At 61.8% G+C, this 15,862-nt stretch carries 16 protein-coding genes, 1 tRNA gene and 1 pseudogene; 9 read left to right on the top strand and 9 right to left on the bottom strand.

Annotated features, from left to right (window positions below; translation table 11 throughout):
• Positions 1–115 precede the first annotated feature (115 nt).
• The 4 genes from FO488_RS12220 to yhbY all read right to left on the bottom strand — a co-directional run bounded on the left by FO488_RS12220 (position 116) and on the right by yhbY (position 3,394).
• Positions 116–493 (bottom strand): YraN family protein, encoded by a 378-nt coding sequence (locus FO488_RS12220; protein ID WP_149212178.1) that lies wholly within the window; start codon positions 491–493, stop codon positions 116–118.
• A 41-nt stretch (positions 494–534) separates the two neighbouring features.
• Positions 535–2,274, bottom strand: a complete 1,740-nt coding sequence (locus FO488_RS12215; protein ID WP_149210810.1) for an aldehyde ferredoxin oxidoreductase family protein — start codon at positions 2,272–2,274, stop codon at positions 535–537.
• A 152-nt stretch (positions 2,275–2,426) separates the two neighbouring features.
• Positions 2,427–3,077 (bottom strand): HAD family hydrolase, encoded by a 651-nt coding sequence (locus FO488_RS12210; protein ID WP_149210809.1) that lies wholly within the window; start codon positions 3,075–3,077, stop codon positions 2,427–2,429.
• Complete coding sequence (gene yhbY / locus FO488_RS12205; protein ID WP_149210808.1) at positions 3,074–3,394, bottom strand: ribosome assembly RNA-binding protein YhbY; 321 nt, start codon at positions 3,392–3,394, stop codon at positions 3,074–3,076. Before yhbY ends, FO488_RS12210 begins: the two co-directional genes overlap by 4 nt.
• A gap of 246 nt (positions 3,395–3,640) precedes the next feature.
• Here yhbY and shc point away from each other — a divergent pair.
• From shc to FO488_RS12165, 8 genes and pseudogenes are all read left to right on the top strand, one after another.
• Positions 3,641–5,688: pseudogene (gene shc, locus FO488_RS12200) on the top strand (squalene--hopene cyclase).
• Between the two features lie 144 nt (positions 5,689–5,832).
• Positions 5,833–6,816 (top strand): hopanoid-associated sugar epimerase, encoded by a 984-nt coding sequence (hpnA, locus tag FO488_RS12195; RefSeq protein ID WP_149210807.1) that lies wholly within the window; start codon positions 5,833–5,835, stop codon positions 6,814–6,816.
• A 214-nt stretch (positions 6,817–7,030) separates the two neighbouring features.
• The gene (gene dxs, locus FO488_RS12190) at positions 7,031–8,905 is read left to right on the top strand and encodes a 1-deoxy-D-xylulose-5-phosphate synthase (protein ID WP_149210806.1); all 1,875 of its coding nucleotides are present in this window, start codon (positions 7,031–7,033) and stop codon (positions 8,903–8,905) included.
• A 195-nt stretch (positions 8,906–9,100) separates the two neighbouring features.
• Entirely contained in the window at positions 9,101–10,099 is a 999-nt protein-coding gene (hpnH, locus tag FO488_RS12185) for an adenosyl-hopene transferase HpnH (protein ID WP_149210805.1), read from the top strand.
• A 290-nt stretch (positions 10,100–10,389) separates the two neighbouring features.
• The gene (locus FO488_RS12180) at positions 10,390–10,851 is read left to right on the top strand and encodes an Rrf2 family transcriptional regulator (protein ID WP_149209972.1); all 462 of its coding nucleotides are present in this window, start codon (positions 10,390–10,392) and stop codon (positions 10,849–10,851) included.
• A 62-nt stretch (positions 10,852–10,913) separates the two neighbouring features.
• The gene (gene cysK / locus FO488_RS12175; protein ID WP_149209971.1) at positions 10,914–11,867 is read left to right on the top strand and encodes a cysteine synthase A; all 954 of its coding nucleotides are present in this window, start codon (positions 10,914–10,916) and stop codon (positions 11,865–11,867) included.
• Positions 11,867–12,046, top strand: a complete 180-nt coding sequence (locus FO488_RS12170) for a YezD family protein (protein WP_149209970.1) — start codon at positions 11,867–11,869, stop codon at positions 12,044–12,046. Before cysK ends, FO488_RS12170 begins: the two co-directional genes overlap by 1 nt.
• Positions 12,047–12,203: 157 nt before the next feature.
• Positions 12,204–13,076 carry a P-loop NTPase gene (locus FO488_RS12165; RefSeq protein ID WP_168206015.1) on the top strand — a complete coding sequence of 291 codons (873 nt, stop codon included), beginning with the start codon at positions 12,204–12,206 and terminating at the stop codon, positions 13,074–13,076.
• A gap of 54 nt (positions 13,077–13,130) precedes the next feature.
• Here FO488_RS12165 and FO488_RS12160 read toward each other — a convergent pair.
• Positions 13,131–13,206: transfer RNA gene (locus FO488_RS12160), tRNA-Lys, on the bottom strand.
• Positions 13,207–13,535: 329 nt separating this feature from the next.
• Between FO488_RS12160 and FO488_RS12155 the strand changes: the two genes are divergently transcribed.
• The gene (locus tag FO488_RS12155; protein ID WP_149210803.1) at positions 13,536–14,102 is read left to right on the top strand and encodes an HPP family protein; all 567 of its coding nucleotides are present in this window, start codon (positions 13,536–13,538) and stop codon (positions 14,100–14,102) included.
• Here the strand turns inward: FO488_RS12155 and FO488_RS19470 are convergent.
• From FO488_RS19470 to FO488_RS12140, 4 genes are all read right to left on the bottom strand, one after another.
• On the bottom strand, positions 14,099–14,257 hold the full coding sequence (locus tag FO488_RS19470; protein WP_168206014.1) for a hypothetical protein: 159 nt from the start codon (positions 14,255–14,257) through the stop codon (positions 14,099–14,101). The genes FO488_RS12155 and FO488_RS19470 overlap by 4 nt on opposite strands.
• A 33-nt stretch (positions 14,258–14,290) precedes the next feature.
• On the bottom strand, positions 14,291–14,581 hold the full coding sequence (locus FO488_RS12150; protein ID WP_149210802.1) for a hypothetical protein: 291 nt from the start codon (positions 14,579–14,581) through the stop codon (positions 14,291–14,293).
• Positions 14,582–14,761: 180 nt separating this feature from the next.
• A complete protein-coding gene (locus FO488_RS12145) occupies positions 14,762–15,220 on the bottom strand; it encodes an FxLYD domain-containing protein (protein ID WP_240731892.1) in 459 nt (152 codons plus the stop codon).
• A gap of 100 nt (positions 15,221–15,320) precedes the next feature.
• A complete protein-coding gene (locus FO488_RS12140; protein ID WP_149210801.1) occupies positions 15,321–15,827 on the bottom strand; it encodes a hypothetical protein in 507 nt (168 codons plus the stop codon).
• Positions 15,828–15,862 lie beyond the last annotated feature (35 nt).

Raw genomic sequence — 15,862 nt, 5'->3', positions numbered from 1 at the left:
CTGGCCTGCGGTGGTGCCGCGCGTTCAAAAGCTCAATGTCCTGACGGGTGCGTCACGTCTGCTCACCCGTTTGCGCCCTGGATGCCTGCATCCCCACGGCGATTTCAACCGCCGGTCAGTATGCCTGATCAAAGGCGTTCTCGATATGTTCGATTCTGTGGGGAGCCCCCTCCGTCAGGAGGATGGCGATCACGTCAAAGCGGGCATTGGCGTCCTGCTGCCGGTTTTTGGCCAGCCACGTCAGGGCGGCCTTGGAAACCTGGCGCTGCTTGAACGGGGTCACCGCCAGCTGTGGGACGCCGTAGGAAAGGTCGCGGCGGGTCTTGACCTCCACGAAGACCAGGCTTTTGTCCCGCGGGTCCCGGGCCACGATGTCCACCTCGCCCCCCCGGCAACGGTAGTTGCGTTCCAGGATGCGGTACTTGTTGGCTTCCAGGAATGCCGCGGCCAGATCCTCCCCCAGGTCGCCGATGCCCTTGTTGTCCGTGGGCAGCGGCCCGGCGTGCGGAGGGGAGGGGGCTTTGCCGAACCACTTCACGGCAGTTTCTCCAGGAAGCCCGCGTCATCGAAACAGCCGTCGGCATTCAGTCCCCGGATGCGGTAGTACTTGTCCAGTTCATCCTCGAAGCGTCGCCGGTCGATGGGGGGGATATGGATGCCGTCGCCGCTCGTCCCCGGCTCGCTGAAGAAACGTTCCGGCAGGCGGTCGTCCTTGCGGGAAAAACCGTTGGCGCAGTTGTAGAAACGTTCGGTCAGGCAGATACGGCGGCCGATCTCCCGCAGCCGCTGGGGGGAGTAGCCGATGCCGGTGGCGGCGGTCAGCAGCTCCGCGTACTCCTCCAGGCTGGCGCCGAAGAGGGCAAACTTGCAGGCCGCCAGGGAGTCCATGGCGGCGTTGGTGTCCTCGGCGATGGTTATGATGCGGGCCTTGCCGGAAAAAGTAAAGCGGTCGGTGGGCACCGGTTTACGCAGGATCTCATGGGAGATGGGATAAGCCTGCAGGTGGCAGCCCCCCCGGCTGCTGGTGCAGTATGCCAGCGCCATGCCGTAGGCGCCGCGTGGGTCGTAGGCCGGCAGTTCCAGGGATTTGACGCTCATGGAAAGCTCCGGCCGGCCCAGCCGTTCCGCCAGGCGGCGCGAACCGAGGGCCAGGAGCTCGCCCGCGCCGCGGCGCAGGGCCGTGTCCTCCAGCAGCCCGGGGAGTTGCTCCGCCGTGGGGAACTCTCCCCTGATCTCGCTCCAGGCCGCAATGGTGGCGGCCGCCGAAATCCCGTCCAGCCCCAGGTCGTTGCAGACCCGGTTCGCCGCAACGATGGCCTGCAGATCGTTCACCCCGTTCAGCGCCCCGAAGTGGGACGCGGTTTCGTATTCCGGCAGGGGAACGCCCTGCTCAGTCGCTTTCCGGCATTGGATCGGACAGTCGCAGCAACCATTCTTCCGGGGGGTGAAGGCCTCTTTGATCGCTGGCCCCGAGTAGGCGGCAGAGCCTTCGAAGAAGGTGGCGCGGAAGTTCCCGGTGGGGGTCATGCGGCGCTGGGCCATGAGGTCCACCAGCACCGGCGTGCCGAACTCCGCGATTCCCAAGGGGCCGAAAATCACCGGGGAGGCGTTGAAGAGCCGCAGCACATCGCGGCGGGCCTTGTCCAACGCGGCGGGATCGGCAATGGCCGTCACGCGGTTGCCATCCACGACCACCGCCTTGAGGTTTTTGGCGCCCATCACGGCCCCCAGGCCGCCCCGGTCGGCCGAACTCCCCTCGTCCATCACGATGCTGGCAAAGGGGACGCCGTTTTCACCGGCCGGGCCGATGGCCGCCACGCTGCCCCGTCCTTTCAGGGCAGCCGCCGTTGCGGGGACATCCCTGCCCCATAACGGGCCGGCCGGCAGGATCGTAATCCCATCGGGTCCGATTGCCAGAACAGCCGGTTTTTGACTCCTGCCGGTTATCACGAGGGCATCCAGTCCGGCCGCCTTCAGGCGCCGGGCGAATCTGCCGCCTGCGGAGCAAGCGCAGATGGTGCCGGTCAGGGGGGAGCGGGAGACGACCAAGAGCCGCGCCGCCGTCGGGGCGGGGGTGCCGCACAGCGGCCCGACGGCGAAGATCAGCGGCATGGCGGGGTCGAGGGGGGCGAGCCGGAAGTGGTCGCGCATCAGGCGCATCCCCAGTCCGCGGCCCCCGAGATACTCCTCCAGTAGCGGCGTAGGGAGCGTCTCGCGCTGCGCCGTTCCGGCGTTCAGGTCAACCCTGAGTATGGTTCCGGTCCAGCCGTTCATGGTCTCCTAAGTAGGTTGTTGAAAAACAGTCATCTCCCCGCCGTCCTCGAATGTCCTTTCGTGCGGCGTAGCGCTGCTACGCCTCCTCAGGGCATTCTGCGGGTGCGGCGATCTGACTATTTTTGAACAACCTCAGTTTTTCGACAGCCCGCTCATGTCCCGTTCAAGAGGATGGTTGCCACATCCATGAAGGACGTGGCGCGGTGGTCGGCCTCCGTCAGTTCCTCCGGCCCGCCGTAGCCCCAGGCGCAGCCGATGGTGGCGACGCCGGCCAGGCGGCCGGCCTGCACGTCGTTGATGCTGTCCCCGATCATGACCGCTTCGTGGGCGGCAATGCCGAGGTGTTCCGCCACCCGTACCAGGGGGAGGGGGGAGGGTTTCATCTCGGCAAAGGTGTCGCCGCCGCAGATGATCTCGAACTGCCGGGCGATGCCGAGCGCCTCCATGACCAGACGGCAGAGGGTCTCGTTCTTGTTGGAGATGACCGCCATGCGGATGCCGCTTTCGGCCAGTTGGTGCAGCGTCTCCCGAACACCGGGATAGAGGGCGCTTTTGTCCGCGATATGGCCCTTGTTGTAGGCGACGAACAGTTCGAGCGCCCGCGTGATATCGTCCGGGGAGTCGGTGTCGAGCGCCCGCCGGACCAAGTTCCGGGCTCCTTTGCCCACCAGGCGGCGTACGGAGGAAACCGCCAGGGAAGGGCGCCCGAAACCGGCCAGCATATGGTTGACGGCATCGGTCAGGTCCTCCAGGGAATCCACCAGGGTGCCGTCCAGGTCGAAAAAGGCGGCGCGCACGTTCATGCCTTTTTGGCCTTGGCAGGTTTTTCCGCGCTCGGCAGGACGATGACCGGCGGCGTCGCCGGGCGGTAGAGCAGGAACGTCCTGCCCAATACCTGGGCGATGTCGGCATGGCATGACCCGGCCAGGGTCTCGGCGGCCTCGTTCTTGTCCAGAAGGCAACTTTCCAGCAGTTTGACCTTGATCAGCTCATGGGCGTCCAAAGCGGCGTTGGCCTCCGCGACCAAGGCGTCTTCGATCTCTTTCTTGCCGATATGGATGACCGGTTTGAGGCTGTGCCCGAGGGCGCGCAGGTGACGTTTCTGTTTTCCCGACAACATGCATAATCTCCTTCGTTTTTGCCGAATTCATGGCTGACGTATCGTGTATAACATAACCACCCCGATGCTGGCAAACCTCAATCTGGGGCCGGTATTCCCGCCGGGATGCCGGTGCGGGTGTCACAGCCGTGTATCGGTAATATGAAAAAGAATATACATCTTTCGGTTTATGTGATATTAAAGCACAATTTAACTCTGACAAATGCCCTCGGCATTGCCCTACTGCGATCACCAGGAGCTTTGTGAATGAATTCAAATAAATATCCGATTTCGACGGCGCTGACCTCATTCAATTCGGAAACGGCTGCACCAGCTCTCGATCCCCCCAAAAAACCGGCTGCCAAGGTACACCACCTCCCCCCTTCCATCTGGAAGAAGATGGTGGGTGATGCAAAAAGTCCCCTTGAAAAGGCCATCGAGCGGACCCGTGATTTCTTTTTCCGTGAGCAGTTGCCGGACGGCTACTGGTGGGCGGAGCTGGAGTCCAACGTCACCATAACGTCGGAATACGTTATGCTGTTCCACTTCCTGGGGATGGTGGACAAGGTGCGCGAGCGGAAGATGGCGCGCTACATCCTCAGCAAGCAGACCGAGGGGGGTATTGGGCCATCTGGCACACCGGCCCCGGCGACCTCTCCACCACCATCGAGGCGTATTTCGCCCTCAAGCTGGCAGGGTACCCGGCGGACCATCCGGCCATGCGCAAGGCGCGGGAATTTATCCTGGCCAACGGCGGCATCATCAAGTCGCGGGTTTTTACCAAGATATTCCTGGCCCTGTTCGGCGAGTTCTCCTGGCTCGGCGTCCCGTCCATGCCGATTGAGCTGATGCTTCTGCCCAACTGGGCCTATTTCAACGTCTATGAGCTCTCCAGTTGGGCCCGGGGGACCATTATCCCGCTTTCGGTGGTGATGGCGGAGCGCCCGGTGCGCAAGCTTCCCCCCTGGGCGCGGGTGCAGGAGCTCTACGTCCGTCCGCCGCGGCCGACCGACTATACCTTCAGCAAGGAAGACGGCATCCTTACCTGGAAAAACTTCTTCATCGGCGTGGACCATCTGCTCAAGGTGTACGAGTCGAGCCCCATCCGTCCGTTCAAGAAGAAGGCCACCTCCGTCGCCGAGCAGTGGATTCTCGATCACCAGGAGCCGACCGGCGACTGGGGCGGCATTCAGCCGGCCATGCTCAACTCGATCCTGGCCCTGCACTGCCTGGGCTATGCCAACGACCATCCCGCCGTGGTCAAGGGGCTGGAGGCCCTGGCAAATTTCTGTATCGAGGATGAAGACGGCCTGGTGCTGCAATCGTGCATATCGCCGGTATGGGACACCGCCCTGGCACTGGTGGCCATGCAGGAGGCCGGGGTCCCCGCCGATCACCCCGCGCTGGTCAAGGCGGCCCAATGGCTTTTGGACCTGGAGGTGCGGCGCAAGGGGGACTGGCAGATCAAGGCCCCGGAACTGGAGCCGGGCGGGTGGGCTTTCGAGTTCCTCAACGACTGGTACCCCGATGTGGATGACTCCGGTTTCGTCATGCTGGCCATCAAGGACATCAAGGTTCGGGATCGCAAACACAAGGAGCAGGCCATCAAACGCGGCATCTCCTGGTGCATGGGGATGCAGAGCCAGAACGGCGGCTGGGGGGCCTTCGACAAGGACAACACCAAGTACCTGCTGAACAAGCTGCCCTTTGCCGACCTGGAGGCCCTGATCGATCCGCCGACGGCCGACCTGACCGGACGCATGCTGGAGCTGATGGGCAACTTCAATTATTCCAAAAACCATCCGGCGGCCGAGCACGCCCTCGAATTCCTGCAGAAGGAGCAGGAACCGGAGGGCCCGTGGTGGGGCCGCTGGGGGGTCAACTACATCTACGGCACCTGGTCGGTGCTGTGCGGATTGCAGGCCATCGGCGAGGATATGTCCCTGCCCTACGTCAAAAAGGCGGTCAACTGGTTCAAATCCAAGCAGAACATGGATGGTGGCTGGGGGGAGGTCTGCGAATCCTACTTCGACCGCTCGCTGATGGGCAGCGGACCGAGTACCCCGTCCCAGACGGGGTGGGCGCTGCTGGCGCTCATGGCGGCCGGCGAGGTGCAGTCCAAGACCGTGGCCCGCGGCATCGACTACCTGCTGAACACCCAGAAACAGGATGGAACCTGGGACGAGGATGCCTTCACCGGCACCGGTTTTCCCAAGTTTTTCATGATCAAGTACCATATCTACCGCAATTGTTTCCCGCTGACGGCGCTGGGCAAGTACCGCCGCCTGATCGCGGAAGGTGGAGACAAAAAGTAGCGCCGTACTGGCGGCAATTACATTTCGTTGCGCTGGGAAGCCCCGAGTTTGCCATATTCCGGGGCTTTCCCCATTTATGAAGGTACGGCCCTGACCTGCCGTAACCGGCTGTTTTGACACGGCATCAGCGGATAATGAGCGGCTATGAAGACATTTATCACCGGCGCGACCGGTTTCATCGGGGCAAGCATTGCCAGGGAGTTGCTGAAAGACGGCCGTGAGGTGCGCGCCCTGGTGAGGGCCGGGTCGGATACCTCCAACCTGGCGGGACTGGATCTAGAGTTGTGGCAGGGGGACCTGCGGGACCAGGACAGCCTGCGGCAGGGGCTCAAGGGGTGCGACGTGCTCTACCACGCCGCCGCCGACTACCGTCTCTGGACCCGCGACCCGCAGCAGATGTACCGCGTCAATGTGGAAGGGACGAAGGCCGTCCTGGAGGCTGCCCTGGAAAACGGCCTGGCCCGGGTGGTCTATACCAGCAGCGTGGGAACCCTCGGCAACCCCGGCGACGGGACGCCGGGCACCGAGGATACGCCGGTGGCCCTGGCCGACATGGTGGGGCATTACAAAAAGAGCAAATTCCTGGCGGAACGGGAGGCGGAACGGTTCGTCGGCCGCGGCCTTGACCTGGTGATCGTCAATCCGTCAACACCGGTCGGACCCCTGGATATCAAGCCGACCCCCACCGGCAAGATCATCGTCGATTTTCTCAACCGCAAGATGCCGGCCTACCTGGATACGGGGCTCAACATCATCGCCGTCGAGGATTGCGCCCGGGGTCATATCCTGGCGGAACAGAAAGGGCGTGTGGGAGAAAAATACATCCTGGGCAATGCCAACCTGACCCTGCGCGACATCTTTGGCCTGCTGGAGGAGATCACCGGCCTGGCGGCGCCCCGGGTGCGGCTCCCCTACACGCCGATCCTGCTGGCGGCCTGCGTCAACGAAGCCATTGCCCGCATTACCGGCAGAGAGCCGCTGATACCTCTGGCAGGGGTGCGGATGGCGGCAAAGTTCATGTTTTTCGATTCGACCAAGGCGGTACGGGAACTGGGGTTGCCCCAGACCCCGGTAAATGATGCGCTGCAACGTGCCGTAGCGTGGTTCAGGGGCAACGGGTACGCATAGAGAGGTTGTTCAAAAACAGCCATCTCGCCGCCATCCTCGAATACCCTTTCGTGCGGCGTAGCGCCCGGCCTTCGCAGCCAAAGCTGCTTCGGCGGAGTAGGCCTGCTACGCCTCCTCGGGGTATTCTGCGGGGGCGGCGATCTGACTATTTTTGAACAACCTGAGTTTTCAACAAACTGGATAAGCACAGTGATTTTTCGATGGAGAAACGATCATGTACCAATATCTCGACAAGATAGACTCTCCGGCTGACCTGAAAAAACTCAAGCCCGAACAGTTGCCGGCCCTGGCCGAAGAGGTGCGCCGTTTTCTCCTGGAAACGGTCTCCACCACCGGTGGCCACCTGGGTTCGAATCTGGGGGCGGTGGAGTTGACCATTGCCCTGCATTACTGTTTCGATTCCCCCCAGGACAAGATCATCTGGGACGTGGGGCACCAGGCCTATACCCACAAGATCCTCACCGGCCGGCGGGAACGTTTCTCCACCCAGCGCCAGTACAAGGGGCTGTCCGGGTTTCCCAAACGGTGCGAATCCGAACATGACGCCTTTGGCGTGGGGCACTCGTCCACCTCCATCTCCGCCGGCCTCGGCATGGCGGTGGCCGGTGAACTGGAAGGGACCAAGAATCACGCCATCGCCGTTATCGGGGACGGCTCCCTGACCGGCGGCATGGCTTTCGAGGCGCTCAACCAGGCCGGGCACCTCAAGAAGAACCTCGTAGTGGTTCTGAACGACAACGAGATGTCGATTTCCAAGAACGTGGGGGCCTTTTCGTCGTTCATCTCCCGCAAGATGACCGGCCGCTACTTCCGCGACCTGAAGAAGGAGATGCAGGGGCTGCTGCGGAATATCCCGGCCATCGGTACGGATATCCTCCACTTTGCCCGGCGGGCGGAGAACTCCCTGAAGGGCTTCCTCACCCCCGGCTCGCTGTTCGAAGCCCTGGGATTCGACTATCTGGGGCCCCTGGACGGTCACGACTTGCCGCAACTGGTCGAAGTCTTCAATAATATCAATCAACTGGACGGCCCCCTGCTGGTGCACGTCATGACCACCAAGGGGAAAGGGTACAAACCGGCTGAGGAAACGCCCTCCAAGTACCACGGCGTAGGCGTTTTTGACGTGGCCACCGGCAAAGGCGCCCCCAAGGCGGGCAGCAAGTCGTACACCGACGTCTTCGGTGAGACCATCGTGCAGTTGGCCGAACAGGACCCCAAGATCGTGGCCATCACCGCGGCCATGCCGGACGGGACCGGTCTCAACCGTTTCGCCGAGCGGTTTCCCCAGCGGTTTTTCGACGTGGGGATTGCCGAACAGCACGGCTTGGCCTTTGCCGCCGGTCTTGCCGCCGACGGGTTCCGTCCGGTGGCCGCCATCTATTCCACCTTCGTGCAACGCGCCTACGATCAGGTTTTCCACGACATCTGTCTGCAGAACCTGCCGGTGACCATCGCCATGGACCGCGCCGGTTTGGTGGGCGATGACGGCCCGACCCACCACGGCGTCTTTGACCTCTCCTATCTGCGCCATCTGCCCGGCATGACGCTCATGGCCCCCAAGGACGAGAACGAGTTGCGCCATATGCTCAAGACCGCCGTCTACTCCGGCGTCCCCATGGCCCTGCGCTATCCGCGCGGGGCAGGTTACGGCGTGGCGATGGAGAGCGAGCTGAAAAGCCTGGAGATCGGCAAGGGGGAACTGCTGGTGGAGGGGAGCGACGTATGCATCGTCGCCATCGGCTCCACGGTCTATCCGGCCCTGGAGGCCGCCGAAACCCTGAAGGAGCGGGGCATCTCCGCCGGCGTGATCAACGCCCGCTTCGTCAAACCGCTGGACGGGGATCTGATCCTGTCCGTGGCCGGGCAAACCGGCCGCGTCGTCACCGTTGAGGAGAACGCCCTGCAGGGCGGCTTCGGGAGCGCCGTGCTGGAGTTGCTCTTCGACAACAACCGGCACGATGTGAAGATCAAGCGGCTCGGCATCCCGGATCGCTACGTCGAGCATGGCAGCCAGGCCCAACTGCGCAAGGATCTGGGGATCGACGCCGAAGGGATCGCCGCCGCCGTGGAAGGTTTTGTGAAGTCTTAAAAAATATCTTGCCGCGGAGCCACAGAGACACGGAGAACTTCAACATCAAAAAAGTGGGGGAAACATAAAAATCTGCATGATTCTTATGTTGATATACTTGAACAATCCCTTGCAGGCGATTTTCTCCGGTTGTCCTCTGTGCCCCTGCGGCTCTGTGGCAAATTGCAGTCGAACACAATCGAAAGGATGTTACCAATGCGTTTTCCGATGCGCCTCAACTACGACCTGACCAAGTATATCGTCAGCAACAAGCTCAACAAGGTGGAAAAATACCCCCTCGTCCTCATGCTTGAGCCGACCCATCTCTGCAACCTGGCCTGTTCCGGCTGCGGCCGTATCCGGGAATACGCCGACACCATCCAGGAGATGATGAGCCTGGAGGACTGTTTGAAGTCGGTGGACGAATGCCCGGCGCCGGTCGTCACCATTACCGGCGGCGAGCCGTTCCTCTACCCCCATGTCTACGACCTGATCCGCGGCGTGCTCGACCGGGGCAAGCACATCTACCTCTGCACCAACGGCATCCTGTTGGAAAAGGCGCTGGACAACATGAAGCCCCATCCCAATTTTACCCTCAACGTGCACATGGATGGCCTGGAGGAGACCCACGACCGCATCCTGGAGCGCAAGGGTGCCTTCAAGATCGCCATGGAAGGGATCAAGAAGGCCAAGCAACTGGGATTCCGGGTCTGCACCAACACGACCATCTTCAAGGAAACCAACCTGCTGGAGATCGAGATGCTCTTCACCCACCTGGAGGAAATCGGTGTGGACGGTCTGCTGGTGGCGCCCGGTTTCGGCTACGAGGCGGTGGGGGAGAAGCTGTTCCTGGAGCGGCGCGAGATCGAAAAGAAATTCGCCGAGGTCTATGAGATGAGCAAGAAGCATCGCTTCTTCTCAACCCCCATGTACCTGCGCTTCCTCAAGGGTGAAAAGAAGCTGGAGTGCACCCCCTGGGGCAACCCCACCCGCAACCCGCGCGGCTGGAAGGCCCCCTGCTACCTGATTACCGATGCCCATTATCCGACCTTCAGGGAGATGATGGAAAAGACCGATTGGAACAAATACGGCGTGGGCAAAGACCCCCGCTGCGCCCAGTGCATGATGCACTGCGGTTTCGAACCGACGGTCGTCGGGGAGATCGGCAAGAGCTTCAAGGATATTCTTGAGATGATGATCTGGAACTTCACCTGAGACTGCCGGCTGCCTCGGCGGAATCAGGTGCTGTGGCACAACGCCGCACCCCTTGAGCTGGACCGACACGCACAGGCCCCTTTTCCGTTTTTTCGGGAAAGGGGCCTGTTTGGCATTTATGACTATAGCTCACGGAAATACACCGCTATCCTGCCCGGCAGGCCGGGCGGTGCCGGGCATTGCCGTTCGGGATAGCAGAGATTCGCGTGACTTTTCCCGTCCATGGGGTATAAAGGTAAAATAATGCTTGACGTCAGAATAGACTTATATTATCTATAGTTCAACTAGACATGATATCGAAAAAGACCAAATACGCGCTCAAGGCGCTCTATCACCTGGCCGGGCAGCCCAGTTCGCAGCCGGTGCTGATCTCCGAGTTGGCCAAGGCGGGGAACATCCCCAAGAAGTTCCTGGAGTTCATCCTCCTGTCGCTGCGCAAAGGGGGCATCCTCCAGAGCCGGATCGGCAAGGGGGGCGGCTACTACCTGGCCTCCCCGCCCGCCAGGATCACCCTGGGGAGTGTGGTGCGGATCCTGGAGGGGGACCTGGCGCCGGTGCAGTGCCTCAGCGAGACCAACTACGCCAAGTGCGACGAATGCGACGACGAGGCGACCTGCGGCATCCGGCTGGTGATGGTGGATGTCAACAAGGCTTTGATTCGGGTGCTGGACAGCCTGACCCTGGCTGATATGCTTGAACGGAGCGAAACCGAGCGGAGCAAGCTGGCGAACGTGCTGGACTTCAGCATCTGAATTTTTTTGCCCTTTTAATCTAGTATTTCTATAGGCAGCAAACACCTGAAAGGAGACTACCCATGAGCAGCATCTACGCAGACAACTCCCAATCCATCGGCAACACACCGCTGATCAAACTGAACCACGTTACAGAGGGTGCCAAGGCCACGGTCCTGGTGAAGGTCGAGGGTCGCAACCCGGCCTACTCGGTCAAATGCCGCATCGGGGCCAACCTGATCTGGGATGCGGAGAAGCGCGGGGTGCTCAAGCCCGGCGTGGAGATCATCGAGCCGACCAGCGGCAACACCGGCATCGCCCTGGCCTACGTGGCTGCGGCCCGCGGCTACAAGCTGACCCTGACCATGCCGGAGACCATGAGCATCGAGCGGCGCCGGGTGCTGGCCGCCCTGGGCGCCAACCTGATCCTCACCCCTGGTGCCGAAGGGATGAAGGGAGCCATCGCCAAGGCCGAGGAGATCGCCGCCTCCGACCCGAAGAAGTACTTCATCCCCCAGCAGTTCAAGAACCCGGCCAACCCCGAGATCCACGAGAAGACCACCGGGCCGGAGATCTGGAACGACACGGACGGGGCGGTGGACGTGGTGGTGGCTGGCGTGGGCACCGGCGGCACCATCACCGGGATTTCCCGGTACATCAAGAACACCCGGGGCAAGAAGATCGTCTCGGTGGCGGTGGAGCCCAAGGAGAGCCCGGTGATCACCCAGAAGCTGGCCGGCCAGGAATTGAAGCCGGCCCCCCACAAGATCCAGGGGATCGGCGCCGGTTTCATCCCCGACACCCTTGACCTGAGCGTGATCGATCGGGTGGAACCGGTGGAGAGCAACGAGGCCATCGAATTCGCCAAGCGCCTTTCCCGGGAAGAGGGTCTCCTGGTGGGTATTTCCAGCGGCGCCGCCGCTGCTGCTGCGGTCCGGTTGGCCAAGCTGGACGAATTTGCGGGCAAGACCATCGTGGCGATCCTGCCGGACGCAGCGGAGCGCTACCTGTCCACGCCGCTGTTCGAGGGGATCTGATGGCCGCCCCGACCGAGCCATGGACCCGTGACCTGGAACTGGTGGTGCGCGAGGCGCTGTCTGCGATCCGTTTCGGTACGGTGACGCTTGTGGTGCAGGACGGCCGGGTGATTCAGGTGGACAAGAGCGAGAAGATCCGTCTCAACAAGGTGGGCTACGTGGACGGCGGCGGGATCTGAGCCCGCATCCGTACCGGGGATTGCTTACCGCTGAAGACGGCACCACCTTTGCCGCGCCGACCGGATAAACCGGAGGCCGGGGTTCATGTCCCTTCCCCGGGGCGGCCCCGGCCTTTCACTTTTCAGGCATTCTGAGCCCCGCAACGGGAGGCAATCCATGACAGAACACATCGCATTATACGGCAAAGGAGGGGTGGGCAAATCCACCCTGGCCTCCAACCTCAGCGCCGCCCTGGCAGAGGCCGGTTTCAGCGTCCTGCAGGTGGGATGTGATCCGAAAGGCGACTCGTGCAGTCTCCTCAACAACGGCGATCCCATCCCCACGGTGTTCGACCTTCTGGGGAAGCGGGGCGAGATCTCCGTTGACGCCGTTGCCCACAAGGGGTTCAAGGGGGTTACCTGCGTCGAATTGGGAGATCCGTTCGGCTCCGGCAGGTGCGGGTCGGCGGAAATAGCCCGCGCCCTTGAAGAGTTGAAGAGGATCGACCTGTTTGGTGCCATCGCGCCTGACTTCGTGCTCTATGACATCTCCGGCGACAGCGCCTGTTCCAGCTTCTACACCCCGATCCAGCAGATCGGGATCGGACGGGTGTTCGTGGTGACGACGGCCGACTTCATGTCGTTGCACGCAGCCAACGCCATCTTGAGGGTGCTGGACCGTTACGGCGAATCGCATGTGCCGGTCCCGATGGGGGGGCTGATCCCCAACAGTGTCACCAGTTCGTTCGAGGAATCCTTTATCGCCGATTTCGCCGTACAGACCCGCACCCGCACCATGGCGCGCATCCCCCGTTCTCTCATGGTCAGGCAGTGCGAGCTGTACGGCAAGACCGTCATCGAAGCCTCGCCTCTCTCAAACCAGTCCTATTTTTACCGCAGGCTGGCCAATCAGGTTGTTGACGAGGCCAGGTCCCATGGGGGGCAATCGGTACCAATGCAGCCCGAAGAGTTGAGGTCATGGGCGCGGACATGGGGGGACCGGATCTATGCCATGGAAAACGGTCTGGTTACTGACGGGGCTGCAATTTGACCACGACGGCTGGCGGCGCTTTTGTTGCGTCGGGAGGGAATGGGGGGAGGAAAATGGTGGGCATAGTTGGGATCGAACCAACGACCTGCCGATTAAGAGTCGGCTGCTCTACCAGCTAAGCTATATGCCCATGGCTGCTAACCTAGCGTAATTCGCCGTTGCTGTCCAATTGGTATTATTAATAAAACAGGTTGTGTCGATTGGAAAAAACGCACCGGAAGCGCCCGGCGTTGCCCCGCCCCGCCAGGGCGTCCCGACGGGGAAGCGGAAAAAACGGTATCTGCAGTAGTGTCAGGCCGTGCCCCTCTGTCGTTTTCGAATCATTGTGCCTCTTTTGATCTGGGTCAAGGCCATGCTGGTGATTGTCGCTATCCTGAACGCCGCATCCTGTATCATCCCTCGCGGGAGACCACGATCGCGGGGGCGGGCCGTATAGCGGCCATTACTGGGGGTGTCCGAATGAAAAAACGTATTTCGCTCCTCGTGCACAGGCATCTTGCGATCCACAAAAGGCTTGCCAGGCTGCCCCGCAACTGCAAGGCCCCGGTTCGGGGGCCGCGTCCCCCCATGTCGCTGCGTTACGCCGTCTGGAGCTTTATCAGCGCCACTTTGGGTATCCTTGCCATTTGCGAGGTAACCGCCATGGTCGGCCACCCCTTGTTGATCGGCTCGTTCGGCGCTTCGGCGGTTCTTTTGTTCGGCGCCACGGAGTCGCCCCTGGCGCAGCCGCGCAACCTGATCGGCGGGCACCTCGTCTCAGCCACGGTGGCGGTGGTCGTGGTGGCCCTCCTCGGCTCCTCGCCGGTTACCATGGCCATCGGGGTAGGGCTGGCCATTTTCGCGATGAACATGACCCATACCACCCATCCTCCCGGCGGAGCCACCGCCCTCATCGGCGTACAGGGAGCGGCCGGTCCGAGTTTCATCCTGCTGCCGGTGCTGGCGGGGGCCCTCATACTCCTGGTAACGGCGATCATAACCAATAATGTGGTATATCACCGCTCTTACCCCAAGCATTGGCTCTAGCGTTTGCAAGCCCTTTGGCGCATCGTCTTGCCGGCAACCATGCCGGAACGTTGCTCGCGTCTCCTGCGCAGCGCGGCGCGTATCCCGAAGAAGCCGCCGGCGGCGGTCAGTGCCCAGATGGTTGCTGTAACGGCGATTTCACTCGTGGTAACCATGGTGTGTTCCTTTTCCCCGTGGCCGCCGAGAGGTCACGCCCCGGCCGGCAGGACGAAGTTCGTCCCGGCAAACTGGATAGCCGCCGGGTCTGCGGCGCGGGGTGGCGAGACGGCATGCACGCCGCCACACTCCGGACAGGCCTGGACAAAGGTCGCCAGCAAGAAGGATGCGCCGCACCCCTGGCACGTGGCCGCCAGTCCGCCATTCGGCACGGGCGACGCCGCTACGGCACCGCCATGGGCGGCAAGCACGAATTCCACGAGTTCCCTGCCGGTGGCAAATGGCCCCGCTCCCGGTGCCCCGGTTGATCCGCAATCACACATGGTCTGCTCCTCCCGAATCGTTTGGTTTGTTATCCGGGGGCAGCATACCGTCAGACATTCCCCTTGTGCATGACGCAGGTCAAATTATCCGCTTTCACCCGGCACTCCCGCGTACCGCGACCGGGTACGGAAAAGCCCACCGTTTCGGGGTGGGCTCGCCCTGCATATCCGTTTCCCCCTTCAGACGTGGGGAGAGACGAGCGACTCGAACGATTGCATCCAGTTGACCCCTCCATCATCAGGGCCTCCGCCGTCGAATCCATTGTATTTGTAAGTGAAAATTAGTTTGGTGCCCGGCGCCGCCATAATCGGCAGGGTGACGCTGAACGGGCTGAGGTCGTCCCTCTCCAGGCGTCTTGGAATCACGTAAGCTACCGCGCGGCTGACGACCTTGCCGGTGGCGTCAACCGATGATACCCAAATCTCGACGTCATCCATCGATGCGTAACGGATATTCTGGATAACGCCGCTGATGGTGGTGGTGCCATTCTCCACCTTTACCTCCCAGCCCATATTCACATCGAACTGGGCATAATGCTGCGGCGACGTTTTCAGTTGCTCCTTAAGCCGGTCCGGGAGCGAGGTGAACCCTCCCAGCAGGAGCAGTGCTCCCATGAGCAGCAGTGCCTTGCGTATCATACCGAGTACCTCCTTCCTGATTCATTTTCCCAAGTTATGGAGAAAATTTCAAGACGCAGGCGATGAAAAGGGGCGAGAGAGTGGGGCGCTATGATACGGCTTACGGTCGTATCCGCTCGCCTGAACGCCCGTCTGAAAAGGAAACCATGAGGAGCAGGACCCCGACCGCGGTGAAGAGCAGGTAATCCGTGGGCATGCCCACGGCCCAGTGCTTGTGCCAGGGAATGAAGTGGGGACTGAAGCGGGCGATGCCGTAGGCCGGGTTCATGACGAACCAGAGGAAGTCCTCGATGATCCAGAAGAACATCAGCGAGCCGAGGCAGCGGGCCTCCTGGCGCCAGGTTATCCGGCCCACGATGGCGTGGGGAAGGTGGAATGCCAGGCACATGAAGGAAAAGACCCACGCGTGGTAGCCGGTCATGGCCCGGCCGCCCCAGAAGAGGTCCAGCAGCCAATGGTTCTCGACGCGCCAGGTAGGCAGGGAGGCGGCCCAGCCGTTGGCCCCCTCGATCTGGATCTCGGTCATGGCGAAGAACAGCCCCAGGAGCGTTACCCAGGTGAGGAGAAACAGCAGGTGCCCGGAACGGGCCCACGAACCTCTTTTCATATGCGCTTTCACCTTCGGTGTGGTATCGCCCCGTT

This window comes from Geobacter sp. FeAm09 (assembly GCF_008330225.1).
GTDB lineage: Bacteria > Desulfobacterota > Desulfuromonadia > Geobacterales > Pseudopelobacteraceae > Oryzomonas.
The sequence above is the reverse complement of the archived record's forward strand: the minus strand, read 5'-3'. Positions and strand labels throughout refer to the sequence as shown.